Here is a 25,847-nt window from a genome sequence, read left to right on the forward strand (position 1 = left end):
GGTCACGCGGCCACGGTCTCGGTGGTCGCGGCGCCCTGGGCACCCTCGGCGCTGCGAATGCGCGCAATGCGTTCGCGCGTCGCGGGAATCAGCTCGCGGCCATAGTCGATCGCGTCTTCGAGCGGATCGAAGCCGCGCACGAGAAAAGTGGAGACGCCTAGCGCGTAGTATTCCGCGAGCGTCTCGGCGACCTGTTGCGGCGTGCCGACCAAAGCGGTCGAATTCGAACGTCCGCCTATTTCCCTCGCGATGCCGGTCCACAGGCGTTCGTCGGCGCGATCCGAATCACCGGAAGCCGCGAGCAAACGCCGCGCGCCTTCGCTTTGCGCGGGCCCGCCTACTCCGAGTCCTTGCGCCGCGCGCAGCCGTCTCGTTTCAGCGAGGATGTGATCGGCGCGCTCCCACGCGGCGGCTTCGGTCGCGGCGAGAATCGGCCGGAACGACACCGAGAAGCGCACGGTGCGGCCGTGCTTCGCGGCTTCGGCGCGCACGCGTGTTACCTGCTCACGCACTTGCGCCTTCGATTCGCCCCACAGTGCGTAGACATCCGCATGACGTCCGGCAATTTCGAGCGCGGGCGCCGACGCGCCGCCGAAATACACCGGAATATGCGGCTGCTGCACCGGCTTCACTTCGGAAAAGCCCTGTTCGAAACGATAGTACTGGCCTTGGTGATCGAACGGCTTCGCCTCGGTCCAGATGCGACGCACGATGTGCAGGTACTCGTCGGTGCGCGCATAGCGTTCGTCGTGCGAGAGGAAGTCGCCGTCGCGGCGCTGTTCCGCGTCGTCGCCGCCCGAAATGATATGCACGGCGAGACGGCCGCCCGAATACTGGTCGAGCGTCGCCAGTTGGCGCGCGGCGAGAGTCGGCGCAACAAAGCCCGGGCGATGCGCGAGCATGAAGTGCACCTTGCTCGTCACGCTGGCTGCATGCGCGACGGTGAGCAGCGCATCGGGGCTCGTGGAATGGTGCGGCACGAGAATGCGGTCGAAGCCCGCCGCCTCGTGCGCGCGGGCGAACTGCGCGACATAGTCGACGTCGACAGCGGGCCCTTGCGGCGCATGCGTTTCCGATACCTTCCGGGTCTGAATCATGCCGATGAATTCGATGGACACGCGAGTGCCTCCGTGAATGGTTGCTGCCCGGCGGGGCAGCGGCATTGCACGCGGAATGCCGTGCTCTGTGGAGGCGTTCAAGGTAGCAGCGAGTCATGCGCTTGTTAAATATTGATCAGCCATATCTATATCGACTTTGCATGTAACGGCGTCGCTTCCAGCAGCGACTCTGCGTCGCCTTGACCGGCTTCGCGTGGACAGACCCTTCCGCGAACGTGGGCATCGCGCCAGCGCAAGCAGAAAGCCGAAAGCTTTGGGAGAATGCTCCATCGCGTGAAAGCGCCAGAAACAGCAAGCGAACAGACAATGATCCCCTTTTCGGTCCTCGACCTCTCGCCGGTCATCGTGGGCGCAACGCCCGCAGATGCCTTCAAAAACACACTCGATCTCGCGCAGCACGCGGAACGGTGGAACTACCGTCGCTTCTGGCTCGCGGAGCATCACAACATGACCGGCATTGCGAGCGCGGCGACCGCGGTCGTGATCGGTTATGTGGCCGGCGGCACGAAGACGATCCGCGTCGGCTCTGGCGGCGTCATGCTGCCGAATCACGCGCCGCTCGTGATCGCGGAACAGTTCGGCACGCTCGAGTCGTTGTATCCGGGCCGGATCGACCTCGGACTCGGCCGCGCGCCGGGCACGGACCAAACCACGGCACGCGCGCTGCGCCGCGATCTGCAAGGCAGCGCGGATTCTTTCCCCGACGACGTCGCCGAATTGCAGCGCTATTTCGCGGACCCGGTCTCAGGCCAGCGGGTTCGCGCGGTGCCCGGCGCGGGCTTGCATGTGCCGCTGTGGCTCCTGGGGTCGTCGCTCTTCAGCGCGCAACTCGCCGCGTCGCTCGGCTTGCCTTTTGCGTTCGCGTCGCACTTCGCCCCGGACTATCTGCTGACGGCGTTGCAGGTTTACCGCTCGCAGTTCCGTCCGTCGGAGACGCTCGACAAGCCCTACGCGATGGTCGGCGTGAACCTCTTTGCAGCGGATACCAATGACGAAGCACAGCGTCTTTTCACGTCGCTTCAGCAGCAGTTCATCAATTTGCGGCGCGGCACGCCGGGGCAATTGCAGCCGCCGGTCGAGCGGCTCGCGGCTTCGGAGACGGAATCGAACTCGGTTGCCCATTCGCTCGCATGCACGGCGATCGGCGATCGCGATGCGGTGCGCGAGGGCTTGAAGTCGATCATCGATCAAACCGGCGCCGACGAATTGATGCTGACCGCACAGATCTACGATCACAAGGCGCGGCTGCGGTCGTTCGAGATCGGGGCGGAAATTCACGAGGAATTGGCCAGCGGAAAGTGAACCGCAACGGGATGAAAAAAGGGCGGCGCATACGCGACCGCCCTTCTTTTTTCGCCTTCTTTCTCGTGTTCTTCTTCTGAGCGGTTCGATCCGCTCCAGTCTCTACTAGCTCAACGGTTCGCCTGCACCGCCGCCATTCCGTCGAGCAGCGCCTTATGGAACGCCTGCGGGTCCTGCATCTGCGGCGCATGGCCCAAGTCGGCGAATTCAACCAGTGTCGCATGCGGAATCGCTTTCGCCGCTGCTTTGCCCAGCTCGGGATAGTGGCCGATCTTCGCACGTACCTCGGGCGGCGCCGCGTCCTTGCCGATGGCGGTGGTGTCCTTCTGGCCGATCAGCAGCAGCGTTGGCATCTGCAACTGGCCGAGTTCATAAACAACAGGCTGCGTGTAGATCATGTCGTAAAGCAATGCCGAATTCCACGCGACGATCTGCTTACCCGGCCCCCGGTACATGCCGGCGAGCATCTGCACCCACGGTTCGTAGTCCGCGCGCCATTGGCCCGCGTAATAGGTCGACTGCTCGTAGCGGCGAATGCCGTCGGCGGTGGTCTTCAACTCGCGCTGGTACCACTGATCCACCGACAGCGACGGCACGCCCTTCGCCTTCCAGTCTTCGAGCCCGATCGGATTGGCGAGCACCAGTTGCTGCGTCTCGCGCGGATACATGAGCGCATAACGCACGGCAAGCATGCCGCCGGTCGAATGACCGATGATGGTCGCGTCCTTCACGCCCAGCGATTCGAGCAGCGCATGCGTGTTGCGCGCCAGTTGCTGAAAACTGTACTGGTAATGCTCCGGCTTGCTCGACTTGCAAAAGCCGATCTGGTCCGGCGCGATCACGCGATAGCCGGCGTCGCTCAGACGATGAATCGTCGTGCCCCATGTCGCCGCGCAGAAGTTCTTGCCGTGCAGAAGCACTGCCGTGCGACCGTTCGCGTGCGCCGGTTTGACGTCCATATACGCCATATGCAGCGCAACGCCTTGCGAAGTGAACTCGTATTGCTCAACCGGCGCGGGATAGTTGAAGCCCTCCAACTCAGGTCCATAGGCTGGGCCGTCATTGCCGACCGGCTGAGCGGGCTCGCTTGCAACGCTGGCCGGCGCGGCTTGCGAAGTAACGGACGGCGCCGTCGCCGGACTATCCGGGGATGCGGCGGAAGCGGCACGTACCGCGACCGGTGCAACGCAGAACATGGCGGCGCTCAACGTGGCAAGCAAGGAAAGGCGGCGAGAGGTCATCGATATTTTTGCATGGTTGGAAGTGCGTTCACGGCCCGCCGCAAGCACTCACAGGCTTGCTCACCGGCCGCCGACGATTCTACGACGCCTCTCGCAGCCGCGCAGCGGCGCACACAACACCAGCCGCGTCGTAGCGTGCCGCTAAGTGGCACGCATATTGCGCGCCGAACCTCGCCGGCTATGTGTCGTGGCGCACGGAGCACAGGCGCGCAACGGTCGATCGTTCGCAGTTGGGCGCGAGGCGGCTAGCGCACGACAAACGTCGCCCGCGCGAGGCGATTCGGTGCTAGAACTACGGGACGGGCTCGCCAGCGCAGCGGCCCGGCAGTGGGATTGGATATGCAGAGCCGGGCGACCGGCATCAGCGGGGAATAGTAACCAGCAACGGATTGCATGGCGCCGTAAAGAGGACGGGCATGTGACTGGAGTACGCCGAAGCGCGAAGTTTGGTCCATTGCTAGCAAACCGGGTGGGCCAGAGTAGACGCTGAAGCGCCAACTTCGGTCGACCGCGATAAAACTGCATGGGACCGGAGGAAGCGCTAAACCGCCAACTCCGGTCGACCGCGATAAAACTGCATGGGACCGGAGTAGGCGCTAAAGCGCCAACCCCGGTCGACCGCGATAAAACTGCATGGGACCGGAGCAAGCGCTAAAGCGCCAACTCCGGTCGACCGCGATAAAACTGCATGGGACCGGAGTAAGCGCTAAAGCGCCAACTCCGGTCGACCGCGATAAAACTGCATGGGACCGGAGTAAGCGCTAAAGCGCTAACTCCGGTCGACACAGGAGACGGACATGGATACTCCGGCACGGCTGAACGACCTTCAACGCACCACCCTCGCCATCGTCCTCGCCGGCGGACGAGGCACGCGGCTCGGACCGCTGACCAACAAGCGCGTCAAACCGGCAGTGCATTTCGGCGGCAAGTACAGGATCATCGACTTCGCGCTGTCGAATTGTCTGAACTCAGGCATCCGGCGCATCGCCGTCGTCACGCAGTACAAGGCCCACTCGCTGTTGCGCCATCTGCAGCGCGGCTGGAGTTTCCTGCGCGGCGAGTTCGGCGAATTCATCGATCTGTGGCCCGCGCAGCAGCGCGTGGAAGGCGCGCACTGGTATCGCGGCACCGCCGACGCGGTGTTCCAGAACCTCGACATCATCCGCTCCATCCGCCCCAAGTACGTGGTCGTGCTGGCGGGCGATCACATCTACAAGATGGACTACACGCGCATGATCGCGGATCACGCCGATAGCGGCGCGGATTGCACGGTCGGCTGCATCGAGGTGCCGCGCATGGACGCGGTGGCCTTCGGCGTGATGGCCGTCGACGAAAACCGCCGCGTGATCGGCTTCGTGGAAAAACCCGCCGACCCGCCCGCAATACCTGGCCGCCCCGACACCGCATTGGCGAGCATGGGCATTTACGTGTTCAACGCCGACTACCTGTACTCGCTGCTGGAGGAAAACATCTCGACCGTGGATACCGATCACGACTTCGGCAAGGACATCCTGCCGCGCGTCGTCACGCAAGGCACGGCGATCGCGCATCCGTTCGGCATGTCGTGCGTATCGTCGGACCCGAACGTGGAGCCGTACTGGCGCGACGTCGGCACCATCGACGCCTATTGGGCCGCCAATCTCGATCTCGCTTCCACGATCCCGACGCTCGACCTTTATGACCGCAGCTGGCCGATCTGGACATATCAGGAACAATTGCCGCCCGCCAAGTTCGTGCGTGACCTGAAGGGTCTGCAAGGTTCCGGCAACAATCTGCTCGCATGCGGCGGCTGCGTGATCTCCGGTTCGCAGATTTCGCGCTCGGTGTTGTCGTCGAATGTGAAAGTGAGTTCGTTCTGTAACATCAATGAGGCAGTCTTGTTGCCGCAGGTCACGGTCGGCGCGAGTTGCCGCTTGCAGAAAGTGGTCGTGGACCGCGGCTGCGCGATCCCGGACGGCACGGTGATCGGCGAAGATCCGGTAGCCGACGCCGAACGTTTCTATCGCACCGACGACGGCGTCGTCCTAGTCACGCCTGAAGCGCTGCGGCAGGACCCGACCTGAGTCCCACCGGCTACGCGCCGCTTGCCGTGGCTTCGCCCGGCGCGGCGCGCGGCCAGTATTGCGAGCATTCCCCGGCCATCATTCAAGGAACGAGACCGAGCCTATGACGATTCGCGCCCTGCACGTCGCAAGCGAGCTGTATCCCCTCCTGAAAACAGGCGGTCTCGCCGACGTCGCGGGCGCATTGCCGTCCGCGCTGGTCGAGCGCGGCGCCGACGTCCGCGTGCTGCTGCCCGGCTTTCCCTCGGTGGCTGCCGGCTTGCGCGACGTGCGTCCGGTCGCGCAACTGGGCCGCCGTTTCGGTGCGCCGGGCGTCACGCTCGAACAGGGCACGCTCCCGTCGAACGGACTTATCGTCTACATGATCCGCGCCGCGACGCTGTACGACCGGCCCGGCAACCCCTATCTGAACGACGAGCACGTGCCGTACGGCGACAACGCACAGCGCTTCGCGCTGCTCGGCTGGGTCGCCGCGCAACTCGCGCAACAGCTCGACCCGGCCTGGTCGCCGCAAATCGTCCACGCGCACGACTGGCATGCTGGACTCGCCGCCGCCTATCTGAAGGCGGCCGAACGGCAGCATGGCCGGGCACCGGCGCGCAGCGTCTTTACGGTGCACAACCTCGCGTACCAGGGCGTTTTTCCCGCGCACCAGTTCGGCCAGCTCGGCCTGCCCGACGATTTCTTCAGCATGTACGGCGTCGAATTCTATGGGCAGCTGTCGTTTCTGAAGGCAGGGCTTTACTACAGCGACCGCATCACGACCGTGAGCCCGACCTACGCCCGCGAAATTCAGACGCTCGCTCAAGGCGGCGGACTCGACGCTCTTTTACGCAACCGCTCGCACGACCTGTGCGGCATTCTGAACGGCGTCGACTATACGGTGTGGAACCCGGCCAGCGACGCGCTCCTCGAAAATCGCTACACCGCCACGCGGCTCGCCGGGAAACTGGCGTGCAAGGAGGCGTTGCAAAAACGCTTCGGTCTCGCGCAGAAAACCGACGCGCTGCTGTTCGGCGTGGTGAGCCGCCTCACCGAGCAAAAAGGCCTCGACCTGCTGCTCGAAACCGTACCGGAGATCGTCAAACGCGGCGGGCAGCTGGTCGTGTTCGGCACCGGCGACCCGGCGCTCGAGAACGGCCTGAAACGCGTCGCGCAGACGCATCCCGAATCGGTCGCGGTGGAGCTTGGCTTCGACGAACAGCTCGCACATACGATCATCGCGGGCAGCGACGTGGTCGCCGTGCCGTCGCGTTTCGAGCCCTGCGGGCTGACGCAGCTCTACGCGCTTGCCTACGGTTCGCTGCCGCTCGTGCATTCCGTCGGCGGTCTCGCGGACACCGTGGTGGACGCATCGCTGGAAAATCTCGTCGAAGATCTCGCCACCGGTTTCGTCTTCGAGCACTTCCAGCCGCGCGGTCTTACCGCCGCGATTCGCCGGGCGTTCGCGCTCTATGGCCGGCGCACCGAATGGAAAGCGGCGCAGCGGCGCGCGATGCGCCAGGACTTCGGCTGGGGCGCTTCCGCGGACCGCTACCTGGCGCTGTATCGCGAGCTTGTCTGAGTTGGCGCCCGCCTGAGTTCGTGCCTGCCTGAGTTGGTGCCTGCCTGAGTTGGTGCCTGCCTGAGTTGGTGCCTGCCTGAGTTGGTGCTTGCCTGAGTTGGCGCCCGCCTGAGTTGCCCGGCCGCAAACAGCGCGGCGCCGCGCATCTTTGGTGATGGTTCGGCGCAACAACACGGGGACGGATCAACTGCCTTGCGGCAAACTCATGTATTGTTTCCTGACGATGCAAACCGAGCATTATTCTTGCGTCGTCTGAAGCAGTGCTGCGCGCGAGGCATTCGGCTCATGCCGAAACACCGTCACCGCGCATTCCTCCCGTTTTCACCGATCGCGCACGAACGGCTGCGCGAGCCATACCATGACGAAGAACGTTCTGAGCATCCAGTCACATGTCGTTTTCGGGCACGCGGGTAACAGCGCCGCCGTGTTCCCGATGCGCAGGCTTGGCGTGAACGTGTGGCCACTGAACACGGTGCAGTTCTCGAACCACACGCAGTACGGCCATTGGACCGGCACGGCGATCAATGCCGCGCAGATGGAAGAGCTCGCCGAAGGCATCGGCGCAATCGGCATGCTGCCGCGCTGCGACGCCGTGCTCTCGGGTTACCTCGGCACGCCGGAGCAGGCGCAATCGGTACTGGAAATCGTCAAGGCCGTTAAGGCCGCTAATCCGCGTGCGTGGTACTTCTGCGATCCGGTAATGGGCGCCGCGAGCGGCTGCAAGGTCGAGCCGGGCATCCAGGAATTTCTCGTGAACACCATGCCGGAGATGGCCGACGCGATGGCGCCGAACCATACGGAGTTGCAGCGGCTCGTGGGCCGCGAGATCGAGACACTCGAAGAAGCCGTCACCGCGTGCCGCGAGATCATCGCGCGCGGGCCGAAGCTCGTGCTGGTCAAACATCTGCTCGACCGCAACAGTCCCGCCAACCGCTTCAACATGCTGGTCGTCACCGAACGCGAAGCGTGGATGGGCCAGCGCCCGCTCTATCCGTTCGCGCGGCAACCGGTTGGCGTCGGCGATCTGACGAGCGCAGTGTTCGTCGCACGCACGCTGCTGGGCGATACGATTCGCGCGGCGTTCGAGCACACGCTCGCGGCGGTCAACGCCGTCGTCAAGCTGACCTGGCAAGCCGGGCGCTACGAGCTCGAACTGGTGGCCGCGCAGAACGAAATCGCGCAGCCCCGCGAGTGGTTCGACGCGTGGGTGGCGGAGACCGCATAGCGGCTTCGCTTGCCGCGGGCGGCAACGCGGCGCCGTGCGCCGCACGGAACCTTGGCGGCCTGCCGGTCGTCCTATAATGCGTGCCGCGTGCGGGAAGCAACGACTCACGCGCGCGGCAAACTTTCAGGCACCCGGCATTCAGCAGACGAGGCATCGATGGACGGTTATATCCGCAGCGAGCGGGAAGAGTATTTTGAGCAGTTGTGCATCAGCGTCGACGCGGACGAGGTGCACGAACAGGAAGCCATCGAGTTCTTCGAGAACCAGTTCGACCAGGCCGACTTCGATCCCACGCAGTGGCTCGACATCGCGCTCTACTACTCACCGGCGGTGGCGCGCGGCATCATCGACATGGTGACGCCCGACGACAAGGCGCGCAGCAACATTGCCGAAGTAATCGCCGACAACCTCGACATCTCCTACGGCGAGGACGAGTGCCAGCAGTTTGCCGAGACCATCGAATTCGCGCTGAACAACGGCGTGCCGGTGGATCTCGACCTCGTGCTCGACGGCTGCCAGCGCGCGATCGACGACCTCGACACATGGGCTGACGACGAAACCAAGGCGCCGCTCTTGCGTCTGCGCGAAGAAGTGATGCGCCAGCAAGGCGAGCGCTAGAAACCGGCGCGTCGCTCCGGGCGCAAGCATTGCGTTGCATTGCATTGCTCTTTGCTTACTGCCATTCCTTGCCGCCCAGACGCGGCATCACGCCCGCACATGCCTTAAACGTCCCCCTGTACGTTGCTTGAAGCATGTGCGGTAATCCGCATCCCCGCCCCGCCCCCCGGCATGCGGCCCGCCCACGCGCGCGCGGCTTATGCCGAAATTCTCATTCAAAGCGCAGCGAACTGCCAAGACGGCGGCATATTGGCTTTCTATATTCGCCGCACATGACCAGCGTGCAAACGCGAGTGCGCGTATTCCAGCATTGTGTATCGCGAGCCATTTTCCTTAGTCTCTCGTTGCACGCAGGACCCGCGTCGCAGCCTTGCCGCTTTCATAACCTGGAACTGTCGAAGTAAGGAGAGACCATGAGTCTTAACAACACGCTCAAACCGCTTGCTTTGTTCGTTGGCGCCATGATCGCAGCGGCGCCGCTCGCCAGTTTCGCCGACGACCTGCCGGTCAAGATCGGTTTCGCCGCGCCCATGACCGGGGCCAACGCCGGCTACGGCAAGGATCTCGAGAACGGTGTGCGGCTCGCTATCGAGGAAGCCAACGCGCAGAAGCTCAAGATCGGCGACAAGGTCGCGCAGTTCCAGATCGTCTCGCAGGACGACCAGGCGGACCCGCGCATCGGCGTGCAGGTCGCGCAGAAGCTGGTGGATGCGGGCGTTTCGGTGGTGGTCGGCCACTTCAACTCGGGCACGACGATTCCCGCCTCGCAGGTCTATGAGCAGGCCGGCATTCCGGTGATCGACCCCGCCGCGACGAACCCGATCATTACCGGCCGCGGCTTCGCGAACACCTTCATGGTGATCTCCACGGACGCGCAAAATGCCGGCAACGCAGGCGTATACGCGGTCGAGGTGACGAAGGCGAAACGCATTGCGATCATCGACGACCGCACCGCATTCGGCCAGGGCGAAGCCGACGAGTTCGAGAAGGCCGTCAAGGCGCATGGCGGCAACATCGTCGCGCGCGAATACACCGACAATCACGCGGTCGACTTCAGCACGCAGATCACCAAGATCAAGGCGGCGAACGCGGACCTGATTTTCTTCGGTGGGCTCGACACGCAGGCAGCGGGTTTCGCGAGGCGCATGAAGCAACTCGGCGTGACGGCGCAACTGGTGGGCGGCGGCGGCGTGGAGGACCCCGAGTTCATCAAGCTTGCGGGCGACTCGGCCGAAGGCGTAATGGCCTGGGAATACGGCCGCCCGCTCGCGCAACTGCCGGGCGGCAAGGACTTCTCCGCGAAGTTCAAGAAGCGCTTTGGCGGCGAGATCCTGTCGTATGCGCCGTTCGGCTATGACGGCGCGTGGGCCGCCATCAAGGCCATGCAGCAGGCCAAATCGACTTCGCCCGCCGATTACCGGCCGGCTCTCAAGGCGATCGACTTCGAAGGCGTGACCGGCAAGATTTCGTTCGACAACACCGGCGCGCTGAAAAGCGGCGCGTCGACGCTCTATCAGGTCAAGAACGGCGCGTGGGTTCCGGTCGTGACCAAGAGCGGCTCCTGAGCGCGGCGCTACTTCGCGCTCGCGGCCCCCGCCAGCCTCGCGGCCTTGACGACGATTTGCGCGTCGAGGTCGCGCTCGATCCGCACGAGATCGTCGTTGATCGCGGCAAACTCTGCGGGGGTGCACATCTGGTGTCCGAAGGCGGCGTGCAGTTGCCGCCTGATCTGCAACACGCGCGCTCCTCGGTCGAACACATAGCGCGACGAGAAAGTCAGATACCGGTTCTGCACGTCGGTATCGGCGGGCGTGTCGGTCACCTTTGCGAAGCGCGGCAGCGTGATTTCCAGTGTCTCGTCGAAGTCCCCCCCGATGCACGCCCACGGCTGCGTGCGCACCGGCTCCGCAAGCCACGCCTGCACCTGCGAGCCCATGCCGCCGGAGAAGCTCGTGAGCGTGGGCATTGCCGTCGTGCCGTCGGTCCATACGAAGTGCTCGACCTTGCCTTGCATCCACGTCGCGAACGGCCCGTCGGTTACCGCAACTTCGCCGGTACGTAACTGCGCGGTGCCATGCAGGCCGGTCTGCAACAGACGGTTGCCGGCAATCTGTTGCGTGCGCTGGCGCGACGCGCGTCGAAAGACGTTGCGTTCGATCTCGGCGGTAAAGCCCGCGTCTTCGACCCGGTACGCGTAGTCCGCGGTGCCGCTTTCGTCGACGTCGATCTGCACGCGCGCGCGCCGCTCGCGCGCCTGTGCGGCCGGCGTGCGCGACAGCACGCCTTCGCCGACCAGCAGCACCGGCCTGTCCATCACCGCCGCCGGCAGATAACCGAAGCCCACGCCGCCCGCCGTCGTGTCCGCGTACAGCGATAGATCAGGAATCCATACGATCGCGTGATTGATCGCGCTCGCGCCATAGCCCGGCACGTCCGGCAAGCTGTAGTAGGGCCCGAGATTGAGCAGCACGGCCTCGCTGCGAATGCCGACGGCGGCCAGCAACGCGCTATAAAGCGCGACGTGGTCCTTGCAGTCGCCATAACGGTTACGAAGGATGTCAACCGCCTTGTGCGGAATCGCCGCCGTCTCGCCCAGAAAAAGCGCGACGTAGCGGACATTCATGCGTACCCAGTCGTAAAGGATGTGCGCCTTCTCGCGCGGATCGGCGGCACGCGCGGTGAGCGACTGCGCAAGCTGCACGATTGCCGGATCGTTGAAGGTGGGGTCGGCCGCGGGTCCGCGGTAACGTGCGGCGAAGCTCGCGAAGTCGGGCACGGTCGACACCATCAGACGATCGCCCCAATTCGCGTAGCCGACCGCGCCCGCCTCCAGCCGCGCATACGGCCCGTGCCGGTATTCGAATTCATAGCGTGTGCGGCCGTTCGCCGTGACCGGCGGCAACGCGGTATAGCCGCGCGCGTCGGCGTAAAGCGGCACGTCGGCGGGAAGATCGAAGATCAGGCGCTGTTCCTCGACGGGTTCGCTCGTCGGTTCTACGAGGTAGGCGAAGGTGCCCGCCTGCAACGGCTTTGCGCGCGTCTTGCGAAACGTGAGATGCACGCGGGAACCAGGCTCCACGCCCGGGAAAATCACCGTGCGCAACACGCCGTCCTGAAAGCTCGGCGCGCCCGCCGAGCGCGGCTCCTGAATGTCGCGGATCGCTTCGGGACCGACCGTGTGCGTCGCGCCATCGGCGTCGATCGTTTCGGCCGCGAGCAATTGAACCTGCTCGATGTCCTTGTTGAACCACACATAGCGTTGCGCGATGTCGTCGACGCCGCTCGTCGTGTTCGCGCGCAATACGCTGTCGTCGTGTTCCTCGATCGAACCGTCTTTCTGGATCGTGAAGAGATGGACGTCGCGCTCAGTCGTGTAGGGCGCACGCTCGTCGCCGGATGGGTCCGATACCGATAGCGTGCCTTCAGCAAACGCGGTGGCGGCTGCCGCGCACAATGCGAACGCGGCGGCGATCCGCAGGCACGCCCTGTAGCGCGTCATGAATAATGTTCTCCGCGCCGCCGCTCAATCACCTTCGCCAAGCTGCCCGAGCAAGGCCTGCAGTCTCTCGACATGCCTGAGCAGCAGATGCCGATGCTTCTCGATCTGTTCGAGCCGCCCGGCAAGATCCGCCTGGATCGGATCGTCCGCATCGGCGGCGGCGATCACGTCTTCCACTCTCGATCGCAACGACGCGAGTTCAACCGGCGCATGCACGATATGCCGCTCGAAGCGCCGAACCTCTTGTACCGCGAGTTCACGGACCTTGCGAAAATACGCCTGGCGCCGATGCGCTTCGGCGTCGATGCTTTCGTCCTCGACGCGCCTGGCAGGCGACGCCTGGCCAAAAATCGGCTCAGGCGGCCGCAGCACGGTCTTCTTCCGCACGGGATGCGCGGTGCCGCGAAAGCGCGCGAGGGGCTGCTCGTTGTCAATCGCCTCGCGCGCGTTGGCCGGGATCTCGGCTTCGGTGTGTGGCGTATTCATCCAGCCATTCGGCAAACCCGTCACCGCTTCTATGCCACGCACGAACTCCTCGCTGAATTCGCGCTGGCCGGACAACATCAACTTCAGATAGCTCGCGGAGAAAGTCATCATGCGTGCGAGGCGACTGGCCGCCCCGACCTCGCGCGTCAACAGCACGAGATTCGCGCGCCAGACCGGGAGCAGCAATTCGTCGGAATCTTCCATCGCTGGGTCTTCCATCTTTTGCCCGATGTAAAGACGACGCCGTTGCGAGCGTCATCGTTTTGAAAGGGTAGCCGTTGCAGGGCCTCACTGGCAAGCGGCGCACTCGGTCGCACACGAGGCCATGCATCGACTCTGCTCGCGTCGCTCAACCTCAATGCACATAGCCATTTGCGCCCTTCGCCGCTCTATTCGACACGTTGCATCGGGACGACGTTCCTCCGCCCCGCGCGCCGATGTGGCATGCTTGCGAACCGTGCGGCATAGGTCGTGCTGCACTGCGAGTTTCCCAACACTGATTAAGGGTTTTGTAATGAAGAAAATTGTTCTGGCCATTGCCGCAGCCGCCGCTGCTCTCAGCGCAATCGCTCCCGCACAAGCTTATGAGCATCATCACCACCAGGTGTGCCATAAGGTGCACGTGCATCATCACTGGGAACGCCACTGCCGCTAATCGTTGCCCTCACATCGAGGGAAACGACGGCCGCCGCGAACGCCGTGCGTCGCGCGCATCGCAAGGCCCCGCTACTTGCGGGGCTTTTTTTATCGACCGACTCGCGCGGTGCCAACGGATACGTGAGATGCGGACGCCCATAACGCCATACGTTGTGCGCGAAAGGCGCGGCGCGCAATCGCGGACACACGCTGTTACACCTTCGCGGTGTGAGCCGACGCGAGGGAGCTGTGCGAGATTTACGGCAGCTCCGCGAACCGCGTGGAATTGATGGAAGAGGTATGAAAAAACAACAGGGTTGCGAGGTCGCGGTCAAACGGCCTTGACACGCTCCAGCGCCGTCGCGACCAGTCGCTCGAGCAGCGGCTCGACCTCCGCCGCAAGCGCTTCATCGTACGCGTAAGGCGGCTGTTCCTGCATATAGGTGATCTGCGACAACTCCAACTGCACCCCGTGCACGCCTTGCGAAGGCTGACCATAATGCCGTGTGATGTAGCCGCCCTTGAAGCGCCCATTGGCGACAGCCGAATAGTCGCCATGTCGCTCGACCACAGCCGCCAGTTCCTCGCCCAAACCCGCCACCGCGCTTGCGCCGTTCGAAGTGCCGAAATTGAAATCCGGCAAGCGTCCCTCGAAGAAACGCGGTACATGTGAGCGGATCGAATGCGCCTCCCATAGCAGCGCCTTGCCATGTTGCGCTTTGAGCGCGGCAAGTTCGCCCGCCAGAGCGTCGTGATATGGCATCCAGTATGCATCACGACGGCGGGCCACTTCGGCCTCGTCCGGCAGATGGCCTTCCAGGTACAACGGCTCCTTGTCAAAAGTATCGACGGGCAAGAGTCCCGTTGTATCCTGGCCCGGATAGAGGTTCGCTCCGTCAGGCGGGCGGTTCAGATCGATCACATAGCGCGCGTAAGTGGGTGCGAGAATCGACGCGCCCATGCGTTTCGCAAACGCATAGAGCCGGTCGAGATGCCAGTCGCAGTCGTCGGTGCGAACCGCCACGGGGGTCATCGTCGCGGCGATGTCGGCGGGTATCTGGGTGCCCACATGCGGGATCGAGATCAGCAACGGCAGGCTTCCTCGATGCAGCGTGAAAACCGGCGGAGTATTCGAAGCAGTCATGTCAGTTCTCTTTCGCAGGATCTTTGCAGTAACGCAGGCACGCAATGCACGATGCGCTGCTTTACATCATTTGAGCAGGTCGGCGAGCGCCACGCGATAGCGCGCGTAAGCGCCCTCTTCGTCTCGATGCCGGCGATTGTCGACTACCTTGTCGCCGCCTGCATACACATCGCGGATGGGCGTCTCGCCATGCTCGCAGAATACAACGCCCGAGAGCCACGCGTTCGGCGCATGCTCGGCAATGCTCGCATGATTCGGGTCGAGCACCAGCCAGTCCGCACGATGGCCCGCTTGCAATGAGCCCGTCGCGCGACCCGTTGCGTGCGCGCCGCCTTCGAGCGCCGCATCGAAAAGACGGTCTGCCACATACGGCGTTTGCGCGGACGCGAGCACGTTGCGCTGCCGGCGCGTCAAACGCTGCCCGTATTCGAGCAGGCGCAATTCCGCGCGCCAGTCCACGCCGATATGACTGTCCGAGCCGACGCCAATGCGTCCTTTCGCGTCGAGATACTCCTGCGCGGGGAAAAGGCCGTCGCCGAGATTCGCTTCGGTGGTCAAACACAAACCGGCCACTGCGCCGCTCTTCGCGAGCGCAAGCGTCTCGTTGGCATCGACATGCGTGGCGTGGACGAGGCACCACCGGCTGTCGACGTCGAAACGCTCCAGCAGCCATTGGACCGGACGCGCGCCCTCCGTTTCCACGCAGGCTTCGACTTCGGCAGTCTGTTCCGCGATATGGATGTGAACCGGCGCACTGCCGTCCAGCCCGCCGAGCAGCTCGCGCAACGATTGCTCCGAGACGGCGCGCAACGAGTGCGGCGCCACACCGTAGCGCAGCGCCGCATTTTCAGGCCGCGCGGCGCGCAATGCGTCGAGCAGTTCGAGCAGGCTCCCGGGCGTATTGATGAAGCGCCGCTGGTCGTCGCGCGGCGCGCGCGCGCCAAAGCCGCTGTATTGATAGAGCACCGGCAACATCGTCATGCCGATGCCGCTCGCCGATGCGGCATCCACCACGCGTTGCGCGAGTTCCGCCGGGTTGCCATAACGGCCGCCGTCCGGCGTGTGATGCACGTAATGGAACTCGCACACCGACGTGTAGCCCGCCTTCAGCATCTCGATGTAGAGCCATTGCGCGACGCTAGCCAGCCCCTCGGGCGTGATACGCGCGGCAAAGCGATACATCAGATCGCGCCAGCTCCAGAAGTTGTCGATGGCGCCTGTAGCCGATGCCGCGCGATATTCGGTAAGGCCGGCCATTGCGCGCTGAAACGCATGCGAATGAAGATTCGGCATGCCAGGCATTATCGGGCCCGCCGCTCTGCCCACGGACGCAGGCACGTCGCGCGTGTCGGGCTCGACCCTCGTCAGCATGCCGTTGACGTCCCATTCCAGCAGTACGTCGCGGCGCCAGCCGCCCGGCAGGTACGCGTGCTCAGCGAATAGCGATTGTTTTGCTTGTGTCATATCTCAGGTCCTGCCTCAATTCGCGCCGCGTATCGAAGGGCGATAAACCGTCTCGCCCGCGCGCACGACCCGCGCGCACAACGGACGCCCAATCCAGTAAGCCAATTCCGCGAGCGAATCGACCGACCATACCGCGAAGTCGGCCGCGCGGCCTGCTTCCAGCGAGCCGTGCCGGTCCGCCTTGCCGAGCGCGCGCGCCGCATGCGAGGTCACGCCCTTCAGTACTTCGGGCACGGTCATGCGGAACAGCGTGCTCGCCATGTTCATCATCAGCAGCAACGAGGTGGTGGGTGAAGTACCGGGATTGCTGTCGGTGGAAATGGCAATTGGCACCTCGTAACGCCGTAGCAGATCGAGCGGCGGCAACTGCGTCTCGCGAATGAAGTAATACGCGCCCGGCAGCAACACGGCCACCGTGCCGGCTTCTTTCATTGCGGCGACGCCGGCTTCGTCGAGAAACTCCAGGTGATCCGCGGACAGCGCCCGATGGCGCGCCGCGAGCGCCGTGCCGCCGCCGTTGGACAACTGCTCGGCATGCATTTTTACCGGCAGCTTGTAGCGCGCGGCGGCGTTGAACACGCGCTCGCTCTGCTCGAGCGAAAAGCCTATGCGCTCGCAAAACACGTCGACCGCGTCGACCAGACCTTCGTCTGCGAGCGCGGGTAGCATGTTGTTGCAGACTTCGTCGATATACGCGTCGGCGCGGCCCGCGAATTCGGGCGGCAATGCGTGCGCGCCGAGGAACGTCGTGTACACCGTCACCGGATAACGTTCGCCCAGCTGGCGTGCGACGCGTAACATCTTGCGCTCGCTGTCCAGATCCAGTCCGTAACCGGATTTGATTTCGACAGCCGTCACGCCTTCGGTAAGCAAGGGTTCGAGTCGCGCGGCCGATTGCCGGAACAACTCTTCTTCGGTCGCGGCACGCGTTGCGCGCACCGTGGAAACGATGCCGCCGCCCTGCCGCGCAATCTCTTCATAGCTGACGCCCGCGAGGCGCTGCGCGAATTCATCGGCACGTTGCCCGCCGTACACAAGATGCGTGTGGCATTCGACGAGCCCCGGCGTCACCCACGCGCCATGCAGATTTTCGCGCGGCCACGCCGCGTATTCCGCGGGCAATCCGGCGGCCGCGCCGAGCCACACGATGTTGCCGTCTTCAACCGCTATCGCGGCATCGGGCAGCGTATGTTCGGGATCGCCCTGAGGGCACAAGTTCAGTTGATGCCAGACGGTTTGCTTCATCGCGTGCTCTTGCAGCTCGTTGCGTGTGTATGGAGGTTCCCGCGCATGCGCTGCCGTGCGACGTCACGCACGCGCGAACCATGGTCATCGTTGCGTGTAGCGGATGCTGATTGCGAGCAGCGCGCCCGCGCCTTCCATGTTGCATGGCAGCGCATTCGGCGTGTCGATGCGCAACGCGTCGCCAGTTTGCAGCCACTGCGCGTGTGCGTTGCCGTGCGCGTCGGCTAACGTGACGGCAAGCGGTCCATTTGCGCAGTAGAGCAGCACGACGTCGGCGGACAACGTTCGTTCGTGCTGCGTCTCGTGCTGGGCCGCGCGCCACACTTCGAGCTCGCCCTGCGCCGACTCGCGACGCACCATCAGGTTGAAGTCGCGCGTCGCACCGTCGACGAGCCGCGCGTCGATCGCCGTCTCACCGCTGAAGCGCGCGATATCGAGCGGCCGTGTCAACGCGTGGGTCTTCACCGTGTGGTCCGGTTGGGCTTCATCGAGCAACATGCCCGCGCCGGACAACAGCACGAGCGTGCGATCGATGCCCGCGAATCGCGAGAACGGCCCCGCTTGCGCGACATCCGCCACACTCACGCGCCACACGAACGTGTCGAGCCCCGCGTCCGCAGGAAACGCCGTCACTTCGCGCGTGAGCCCGCCGCCGTTTTTCCACCGTACGGCTACGAGCTCCGCGCCACGGATCAACGTAACGGCGCGCGCCGAGCCGCTCGCCACAGCGCCTGTGCTGTCCGCAGACGTCATGCTCAGCGGCCCAGCATCGGCAGATTGAGGCCCGCTTCGCGCGCCGTTTGCTGCGCGAGTTCATAGCCCGCGTCCGCGTGACGCATCACGCCCGTCGCCGGATCGTTGAACAACACGCGGCCGAGGCGTTCTTTCGCGGCGTCTGTGCCGTCCGCGACGATCACGACGCCCGAATGCTGGCTGAAGCCCATGCCGACACCGCCGCCATGATGCAGCGACACCCACGACGCGCCGCCTGCCGTATTCAGCAACGCGTTGAGCAACGGCCAGTCGCTGACTGCGTCCGAGCCGTCTTTCATCGACTCGGTCTCGCGATTCGGGCTCGCCACCGAACCGGTATCGAGGTGATCGCGGCCGATGACGATCGGCGCCTTCAGTTCGCCGCTCTTCACCATCTCGTTGAACGCCTGGCCCAAACGGTAACGATCCTTCACGCCGACCCAGCAGATACGCGCCGGCAATCCCTGGAACGCGATGCGTTCGCGCGCCATGTCGAGCCAGTTATGCAGATGCGGATCGTCCGGAATGAGTTCCTTGACCTTCGCGTCCGTCTTATAGATGTCCTCGGGATCGCCAGACAGCGCGACCCAGCGGAACGGCCCCTTGCCTTCGCAGAACAGCGGGCGGATGTACGCCGGCACGAAGCCCGGAAAATCGAAGGCGTTTTTCACGCCCATTTCGAGCGCCATCTGACGAATGTTGTTGCCGTAATCGAGCGTGGCGGCACCGCGTTCCTGCAGCGTCAACATGGCTTGCACCTGCTTGGCCATAGACTGCTTTGCCGGGACGACGATCGAATCCGGCGCGGTCTTCTGACGCTCGCGCCAGTCTTCGAGCTTCCAGCCTTGCGGCAGGTAGCCGTGAATCGGATCGTGCGCGCTCGTCTGATCGGTCACGCAGTCCGGCGTGATGCCGCGCGTCACGCAATCGGCGAACACGTCGGCGGCGTTGCCGAGCAAACCGATAGACACGGCCTTGCCCGCCTGCTTCGCTTCTTCGAGCATGGCGAGCGCTTCGTCGAGCGTCTTCGCTTTCTTGTCCACGTAACGGGTCTTCAGACGGAAGTCGATGCGCGTCTCGTCGCATTCGACTGCGATCATCGAGAAGCCGGCCATCGTCGCGGCGAGCGGCTGCGCGCCACCCATGCCGCCCAGACCGCCCGTCAGGATCCAGCGGCCCGCCGGATCGCCGTTGAAATGCTGGTTGGCCACCGAGAAGAACGTCTCGTACGTACCCTGCACGATGCCCTGGCTACCGATGTAGATCCAGCTGCCCGCCGTCATCTGGCCGTACATCATCAGGCCCTTGCGATCGAGTTCGTGAAAATGCTCCCACGTCGCCCAATGCGGGACCAGGTTCGAATTCGCGAGCAGCACGCGCGGTGCGTCGGCATGCGTGCGGAAAACGCCGACAGGCTTACCCGATTGAATCAGCAGCGTCTCGTCTTCGTTCAGATCCTTGAGCGAAGTAAGGATCTGGTCGAAGCAATCCCAGTTGCGCGCCGCACGGCCGATGCCGCCATACACCACGAGCGCGTGAGGATGCTCGGCTACTTCGGGGTCCAGATTATTCTGGATCATCCGGTACGCGGCTTCCGCGATCCAGGTCTTGCAGGTCTTCTCTGCACCACGGGGCGCGCGGATCGTGCGAGTGGGATCAAGACGCGGGTCGATGTGTTTCGGGTTGTTCATGGTGGCCCTCGGAATGCCTGAAGATGATCGGGAAATGTCAGGGAAAAATCAGGGAAAAGCGAAAATCAGAAGTGTCCGGTGAAACGGTAACGGCTGCCCGGATGCCACAGATTCGCGATCGAAGCGACCTGGCTTTGCGACCACGTTCGCCGATGCAGCACGAGGCAAGGCTCGAGTTCGTCCATGGTCAGAAGCTCGCGGGTGTCGCCGTCCGCCGCCAATGCCTCGATGCGATACTCGACGCGCTGCAACGGCGCGACCCGCACGAGATACTGGTTCGGCGTGGTGTTCGTGAAATCCTGCAACGCATATTCGGGTGCGACAGCCGGATTGACCCAGCGCTCTTCGAGCTGCACCGGCTCGTCGTTTTCGAAATGAAGCACACGCGAATAAAATATCGGACTACCCGCGCTCACCTGCATTTCTTCAGCGAGCGCCGCATCGGCGATGCTCGCGCCAATGTGCAACACCTTCGCCTGATAACGATGACCGCGTGCGACGATTTCGTCGGAAATACTGCGGATCGCCACCAGCGTAGATTCGTACTTGGGACGCGCCACGAAAGTGCCCGAGCCTTGCACACGCGTAAGCACCTGCTCCGAGGTCAACTCGCGCAGCGCGCGGTTCACCGTCATGCGAGCGACGTTGAATTCGCGTGCAAGCTCGTTCTCGGAGGGCACCTGGTCGCCTTCGCCCCATTCGCCCGCGTGAATGCGCGCGAGGATGAAGTCCTTGATGCCCTGATATGCGGGTGCGTTCATTGGCTGCTGGGTCTCATGGTCCGATCGGGGCGCTCAGGTGCACCTGGGGCGCTTAGAGGCGCTCAGTTGCACGAGGCCCCGCACGGATTCGCTTACTGTTCGGACACGAAGGAAAACGGGCTCAGCTTCGCGATCGTGCCGTTCTGCACGAGACGCGTAACGGCCGCGATGTCCGGCGCGAAGTAGTGATCGAGCTCGTAATGCGCGACGTCCTTTCGCACCACGTCCATCGCTTTCTGCAAACTCGGGCTTGTCTTGTGCGGCGCGCGCAGGTCCACACCTTGCGCGGCGGCGAGCAATTCGATCGACAGAATGTTGGCCGTGTTTTCGGCGATGTCGCCAAGCTTGCGCGCAGCGAACGTGGCCATCGAAACGTGATCTTCCTGGTTCGCGGACGTGGGCAGCGAATCGACGGAGGCCGGATGCGCGAGTGTCTTGTTTTCCGATGCCAGCGCGGCAGCCGTCACATGGGCGATCATGAAGCCGGAGTTCACGCCGCCGTCGCGCACGAGGAACGGCGGCAGGCCCGACAGCGTCGCGTCGATCAGCAACGCGATGCGGCGTTCGGCCAATGCGCCGATTTCCGCGGCGGCGAGCGCGAGATTGTCCGCGGCGAATGCCACCGGCTCCGCATGGAAGTTGCCGCCGGACAGCACTTCACCGGTGTCAGGGAAAATCAGCGGATTGTCGGACACGGCATTGGCTTCGAGCAGCAGCACGTCGGCGGCGTGACGCATCTGGTCGAGACATGCGCCCATTACTTGCGGCTGGCAGCGCAGGCTGTACGGGTCTTGCACCTTGTCGCAATCGGCGTGCGACACGTTGATGCCCGAGCCTTGCAGCAGTGAGCGATATGCCGATGCCGCGTCGATCTGGCCTTGATGCCCGCGCAATTCGTGAATGCGCGCGTCGAACGGCTTGACCGAACCGGCCGCCGCATCGACCGACAACGCGCCCGCCACCAGCGCAGTGCGATACAGGTCTTCGATCGCGAACATGTTGTAGAGCGCGAGCGCAGTCGACGCCTGCGTGCCGTTCAGCAGCGCGAGGCCTTCCTTCGCTTGCAACGTGAGCGGCTTCAGACCGACCAGTGACAGGCCTTCGGTGGCCGGCAGGCGTTCGCCCTTCGCGAACACTTCCCCCACGCCGAGCAGAACCGCCGACATATGCGCGAGCGGCGCAAGGTCGCCCGATGCGCCGACCGAACCCTTCACCGGAATTACCGGCAACACGTCGGCGTTGTAGAGCGTGATCAGCGCTTCCATGACTTCGCGGCGAATGCCGGAATGGCCGCGGCCGAGGCTCGACAACTTCAACGCGATCAACAGGCGCACGACCGGGCGCGACATCGGCTCACCCACGCCGACCGCGTGCGACAACACCAGATTGCGTTGCAGCAGTTCGAGCTGGTCATGCGGGATATGCGTGCTGGCGAGACGCCCGAAGCCCGTGTTGATGCCATACGCAGGCTCGCCCTTCGCGGCGATGTCCGCTACCGCTTTCGCACATGCGTCGATGGCCGCGTGGCTCGCGGGATCGAGTCGCAGCGGCACGTGTTCGCGGGCGATCTGGCGCAGTTGCGGGAGAGTCAGGTGGCCGGGCTTCAGAGTCATCATGGTTGTTGTCCTGTCTATACAATTTGAGAGAAGTCTAGCTGCGCCGTCTTGTATATACAACTTGTTTTTAATGCTTCGGAGACCAGGGCTTTCCACTAAGGCCTTCTGCGCCGCATCACAACGCGGTGCGGTCTCCGCTTGCTGCAGCGCCCGATGCCGGGCGGAACAAACCAGGTGCGCCCCGTTCACCGCCAACTTGTATATACACGTTCAAAAACCAGGTCGCCAAGCGGACAAAAACATCGCCTGCGTTAAGGAGCCGGCTGGAGAAACATCAGCTCATAACGCAACGAAGCCCGCCGACTCATGCGAGCCGCGGGCTTCCGTCAGGAGCGGTGAGTCGCAATGCGCCGCTACAACCGCACTCTTGCCGCCATGAAATCCAGAAAACACTGCACACGTCCGGCGAGCGACGCGCTCTGGTAATACACCGCGCTGACCGGCTGGCGCTCGTCGAGAAGCACATTGCCGAGAATCGGCACGAGGCGAGCCTCGCGGATATCGGCGGCTATCATGAACTCAGCGAGGCACGCGATACCCCAGCCCGACAGCGCGAGTTGCCTTAAGGTCTCGCCGCTCGATGCGGTGATAGCCGGTTCGATTTTCAATGGCTCTGCGTTGCCGCTGCCCTTGCCCTTACCTTTGCTGCGCTCCCGCAACGGCCAGCGGTTCAGATGCTCCGGCGCGGTGAATCCGATCAGCCGATGCGCGCCTAACGCGTCGACCGTTTTGGGTTCGCCGTGCTCAGCCAGATACGCGGGACTCGCGACCACGCGCAGTTTGCTGCTGCCGAGCGCGCGAGCATGCAGCGTGGAGTCCTGCAACGCGCCAATCCGGATTGCGATATCCACCTTCTGCTCCAGCAGATCGACGATCCGCTCGTTGCTCGTCAACTCCAGCCGGATCTCGGGATAAAGCTCGGAAAACGCCGTCATATGCGGGGCAATGCAGTGAAGCATGAACGGCGACGCCGCGTCGACGCGCAAGCGCCCCGAAGGCCTGCGGCGCTTTCGCGTGACGGACTCCTCGGCTTCTTCCATGGCGTCGAGAATGGCGCGAGCGCGCTGCAGGAAGCTTTCGCCCTCTTCGGTCAATTGCAAACGGCGTGTCGTGCGCCTCACCAGCGCCGTGTCGAGCTTCTTTTCGAGGCGCGTGAGGGCGCGGCTCACGCCCGACACGGTCTGCCCGAGCTTTTCCGCAGCCGCCGTGATCGAGCCGCTGTCGATTACGGTGACGAACACCAGCAACTCGTCGGTTGAGGTTTTCATTGTTGATTCACAGTCAAGATTGATTTGAGACTAACACGCTTTTTGCGAGAATCAAGACGGCGGATACTGCTTGCCTGTCATCGTGTTTCCACTCAGGAGAAGCTCTTGAAGATTTTCATTACAGGCGCGGGCGGTTTTATCGGCGGTTCGATTGCGGCGCATCTCGTGCGCGCCGGTCATCAGGTGCGTGGTCTGATCCGCAAGCCCGAACATAGCGACGAACTCAAACGGCTCGGCATCGAGCCGGTTATCGGCACGCTCGACGACCGCGCGTTGCTGATTGCCGAGGCGCAAGCCGCCGACGCCGTCATCAATGCCGCCAGCAGCGATCACGAAGGCGCGGTGAGCGCGTTGATCGAAGGACTCTCGGGCTCGGGCAAACCGTTCTTGCACACGAGCGGTTCGAGTATCGTCGGCGACGCATCCGGCGGCGAAGCGGCCGAAGCGCGCATCTATCACGAAGACGCTCTGCCGGAGCCGACCGCCGACAAGGCCGCGCGCGTCGCGATCGACCGCCGGGTCCTCGAAGCCGCGCAGCAGAACATCCGCTCGGCGGTGCTATGCAATACGCTGATCTACGGCCACGGCGCGGTAGCGGGCAGCGCGAGCGTGCAGTTGCCGCGCCTCGTGCGACAGGCGCAAAAGAGCGGCGTGGTGCGACACGTGGGCAGCGGCGGCAACACGTGGTCGAACGTGCATATCGACGACGTCGCGGAACTCTATCGTCTCGCGCTGGAGAAAAGCCCGGCCGGCACGTTCTACTTCGTCGAAAGCGGCGAAGCGTCGTTCCGCGAGATGAGCGCGGCCATCGCGCGCGCGATGAAGCTCGGCGAGCCGCAAGACTGGCCGCTCGAAGAAGCGCAAAAGGAATGGGGCTACGAAATGGCTTCGTACGGGCTCGGTTCGAATAGCCGCGTACGCGGCGAGCGCGCACGCGAGCTGTTGGGCTGGCAGCCCAGGCGCACGTCGGTGATCGACTGGATCGAGCACGAGATGATGTCCGGGCCTGCGGCGTAAGCTCGCGGTTTTCTTCGTAATTTGTGTAAGCACCGGCGTTGCAAATCCGTAAGCTCGGCTCGATAAAATCCTGCTCATCTGACCCGCGCGGCTCGATGCTCGAGCCGCACACGAGCCCGGATTTGATCGATGACCATGGCGTTGAATTTCGACTGGCTGACCAACCTGCTGGCGATCCTGTTCGTCGTGGCGTGCCTTTACGATGCACGCTACGACGAATACGGCACGTTGACGCTGTCGGCGGCCTTGATGGGTCTCGCCGTAATGGCGATCGAGCTCTTTCTCAAGCCCGCGTTCGACATGGCGCTGTAGGCGCGCGGCGCTCCACTCGCCCCTCTTGCAGATTCACTAACCGCAAGCGGCGCAACCGCCGCCGTCCGAGTGCGCTTGCTTCTCTTCATACCGGTCGTGGTGCTTGACCCAATCCATAAGACTGCTCGCTTCATTGCGCCCTTTCGGCGTAACGTCCAGATGCGCGTACGTATTGATGAACCGCTCGTCGCCGCGGCCATAGCAGGAATACGTGTGATAAACGTCGCCGTCCGCGTCTTTATAGAAGACGCTGTGGCCGTGTAGTTCATCGATGCCGACGTCCTGCTCGGTGAAGTTATAGAAGGCCTTCTTGCTCGCCAGTTGTTCGGGCGTGAACGACACGTGGTAGTCGAAATTGAAATCGCTTCCGTCCGACGACACCCACGGAAACGTCCAGCCCATGCGTTTTCTAAACGCTTCGATCTTCGCGAGCGGCGCATTCGAGATAGTCACATACGACACATCGTGATGTTCCAGATGCGTGACGATACCGACCATGTGATCCGATAGGAATGAACAGCCAATACAACCCTCTTCCCAGTCCGGCCCAAGCATGAAGTGGTAAACGATCAACTGACTGCGCCCGTCGAAGAGATCGGCAAGTGTCTTGCGGCCCTGCGGCGTATCGAACACATACGTCTTGTCCACCTTCACCCACGGTAATTCGCGGCGCTTGCGAGCGAGTTCGTCACCGGCGCGCATGTGCGCTTTTTCTTCCACCAGCAGCGCCCTGCTCGCCTCCAGCCATTCCTGCCACGAGCCAACCCGGTGTTGCGGGTCTTGCTGAGATTGCATTGGTGATTGCATCGGTTCCATTTGCGGCT

Annotated in this window: 21 protein-coding genes; 8 read left to right on the forward strand and 13 right to left on the reverse strand. The window is 63.5% G+C overall.

The features are described 5' to 3' along the window. Nucleotides 1–2: 2 nt before the first annotated feature. Nucleotides 3–1,118: an LLM class flavin-dependent oxidoreductase gene (locus tag JMY24_RS08875; protein WP_128594797.1), complete on the reverse strand. Its 1,116-nt coding sequence runs from the start codon at nt 1,116–1,118 to the stop codon at nt 3–5. A gap of 306 nt (nt 1,119–1,424) precedes the next feature. Between JMY24_RS08875 and JMY24_RS08880 the strand changes: the two genes are divergently transcribed. Further along, nucleotides 1,425–2,420, forward strand: a complete 996-nt coding sequence (locus tag JMY24_RS08880; protein WP_128594796.1) for an LLM class flavin-dependent oxidoreductase — start codon at nt 1,425–1,427, stop codon at nt 2,418–2,420. 110 nt (nt 2,421–2,530) lie between these two features. Here the strand turns inward: JMY24_RS08880 and JMY24_RS08885 are convergent, their stop codons facing one another. Next, on the reverse strand, nt 2,531–3,661 hold the full coding sequence (locus JMY24_RS08885; protein ID WP_128594795.1) for an alpha/beta fold hydrolase: 1,131 nt from the start codon (nt 3,659–3,661) through the stop codon (nt 2,531–2,533). 797 nt (nt 3,662–4,458) lie between these two features. On the opposite strand from JMY24_RS08885, the gene glgC reads away from it, so the two are divergent. The 5 genes from glgC (at nt 4,459) to JMY24_RS08910 (ending at nt 10,696) form a co-directional block, all read left to right on the forward strand. Beyond that, nucleotides 4,459–5,724, forward strand: a complete 1,266-nt coding sequence (glgC, locus tag JMY24_RS08890) for a glucose-1-phosphate adenylyltransferase (protein ID WP_128589869.1) — start codon at nt 4,459–4,461, stop codon at nt 5,722–5,724. Between the two features lie 103 nt (nt 5,725–5,827). Further along, the gene (gene glgA, locus JMY24_RS08895; RefSeq protein ID WP_201701862.1) at nt 5,828–7,288 is read left to right on the forward strand and encodes a glycogen synthase GlgA; all 1,461 of its coding nucleotides are present in this window, start codon (nt 5,828–5,830) and stop codon (nt 7,286–7,288) included. 358 nt (nt 7,289–7,646) lie between these two features. Then, nucleotides 7,647–8,513 carry a pyridoxal kinase PdxY gene (gene pdxY / locus JMY24_RS08900; protein ID WP_128594793.1) on the forward strand — a complete coding sequence of 289 codons (867 nt, stop codon included), beginning with the start codon at nt 7,647–7,649 and terminating at the stop codon, nt 8,511–8,513. A 156-nt stretch (nt 8,514–8,669) separates the two neighbouring features. Beyond that, nucleotides 8,670–9,131 carry a hypothetical protein gene (locus JMY24_RS08905; RefSeq protein ID WP_128585726.1) on the forward strand — a complete coding sequence of 154 codons (462 nt, stop codon included), beginning with the start codon at nt 8,670–8,672 and terminating at the stop codon, nt 9,129–9,131. A gap of 413 nt (nt 9,132–9,544) precedes the next feature. After that, nucleotides 9,545–10,696 (forward strand): branched-chain amino acid ABC transporter substrate-binding protein, encoded by a 1,152-nt coding sequence (locus JMY24_RS08910; RefSeq protein WP_128585727.1) that lies wholly within the window; start codon nt 9,545–9,547, stop codon nt 10,694–10,696. An 8-nt stretch (nt 10,697–10,704) separates the two neighbouring features. Here JMY24_RS08910 and JMY24_RS08915 read toward each other — a convergent pair whose 3' ends face one another. The 10 genes from JMY24_RS08915 to JMY24_RS08960 all read right to left on the reverse strand — a co-directional run bounded on the left by JMY24_RS08915 (nt 10,705) and on the right by JMY24_RS08960 (nt 23,694). Next, complete coding sequence (locus tag JMY24_RS08915; protein ID WP_201701863.1) at nt 10,705–12,630, reverse strand: DUF3857 domain-containing transglutaminase family protein; 1,926 nt, start codon at nt 12,628–12,630, stop codon at nt 10,705–10,707. Nucleotides 12,631–12,654: 24 nt separating this feature from the next. Next, nucleotides 12,655–13,320, reverse strand: coding sequence for a hypothetical protein (locus JMY24_RS08920; protein WP_128585729.1), 666 nt, complete (start codon nt 13,318–13,320; stop codon nt 12,655–12,657). 763 nt (nt 13,321–14,083) lie between these two features. Continuing rightward, the gene (hutG, locus tag JMY24_RS08925; protein WP_128594791.1) at nt 14,084–14,896 is read right to left on the reverse strand and encodes an N-formylglutamate deformylase; all 813 of its coding nucleotides are present in this window, start codon (nt 14,894–14,896) and stop codon (nt 14,084–14,086) included. A gap of 66 nt (nt 14,897–14,962) precedes the next feature. Continuing rightward, nucleotides 14,963–16,360: a formimidoylglutamate deiminase gene (locus JMY24_RS08930; RefSeq protein WP_128594790.1), complete on the reverse strand. Its 1,398-nt coding sequence runs from the start codon at nt 16,358–16,360 to the stop codon at nt 14,963–14,965. A gap of 15 nt (nt 16,361–16,375) precedes the next feature. Further along, nucleotides 16,376–17,605 carry an imidazolonepropionase gene (hutI, locus tag JMY24_RS08935; RefSeq protein WP_128594789.1) on the reverse strand — a complete coding sequence of 410 codons (1,230 nt, stop codon included), beginning with the start codon at nt 17,603–17,605 and terminating at the stop codon, nt 16,376–16,378. 84 nt (nt 17,606–17,689) lie between these two features. After that, nucleotides 17,690–18,358, reverse strand: coding sequence for a HutD/Ves family protein (locus tag JMY24_RS08940; RefSeq protein WP_128594788.1), 669 nt, complete (start codon nt 18,356–18,358; stop codon nt 17,690–17,692). A 2-nt stretch (nt 18,359–18,360) separates the two neighbouring features. Further along, nucleotides 18,361–20,049 (reverse strand): urocanate hydratase, encoded by a 1,689-nt coding sequence (gene hutU / locus JMY24_RS08945; RefSeq protein WP_128594787.1) that lies wholly within the window; start codon nt 20,047–20,049, stop codon nt 18,361–18,363. Nucleotides 20,050–20,114: 65 nt separating this feature from the next. Next, a complete protein-coding gene (hutC, locus tag JMY24_RS08950) occupies nt 20,115–20,810 on the reverse strand; it encodes a histidine utilization repressor (RefSeq protein WP_087753145.1) in 696 nt (231 codons plus the stop codon). A gap of 92 nt (nt 20,811–20,902) precedes the next feature. Further along, nucleotides 20,903–22,426 carry a histidine ammonia-lyase gene (gene hutH / locus JMY24_RS08955; protein ID WP_128594786.1) on the reverse strand — a complete coding sequence of 508 codons (1,524 nt, stop codon included), beginning with the start codon at nt 22,424–22,426 and terminating at the stop codon, nt 20,903–20,905. A gap of 353 nt (nt 22,427–22,779) precedes the next feature. Then, a complete protein-coding gene (locus tag JMY24_RS08960; RefSeq protein ID WP_128594785.1) occupies nt 22,780–23,694 on the reverse strand; it encodes a LysR family transcriptional regulator in 915 nt (304 codons plus the stop codon). Nucleotides 23,695–23,799: 105 nt separating this feature from the next. Between JMY24_RS08960 and JMY24_RS08965 the strand changes: the two genes are divergently transcribed. Together JMY24_RS08965 and JMY24_RS08970 are read left to right on the forward strand one after the other, a co-directional pair. Further along, a complete protein-coding gene (locus JMY24_RS08965) occupies nt 23,800–24,711 on the forward strand; it encodes an NAD-dependent epimerase/dehydratase family protein (RefSeq protein WP_128594784.1) in 912 nt (303 codons plus the stop codon). A 129-nt stretch (nt 24,712–24,840) separates the two neighbouring features. After that, a complete protein-coding gene (locus JMY24_RS08970; protein ID WP_128594783.1) occupies nt 24,841–25,023 on the forward strand; it encodes a hypothetical protein in 183 nt (60 codons plus the stop codon). Between the two features lie 36 nt (nt 25,024–25,059). Here the strand turns inward: JMY24_RS08970 and JMY24_RS08975 are convergent, their stop codons facing one another. Then, nucleotides 25,060–25,830: a DUF899 domain-containing protein gene (locus tag JMY24_RS08975; RefSeq protein ID WP_236597364.1), complete on the reverse strand. Its 771-nt coding sequence runs from the start codon at nt 25,828–25,830 to the stop codon at nt 25,060–25,062. Between the last annotated feature and the right edge of the window lie 17 nt (nt 25,831–25,847).

This window comes from Paraburkholderia kirstenboschensis, from assembly GCF_904848585.1.
GTDB lineage: Bacteria > Pseudomonadota > Gammaproteobacteria > Burkholderiales > Burkholderiaceae > Paraburkholderia > Paraburkholderia kirstenboschensis.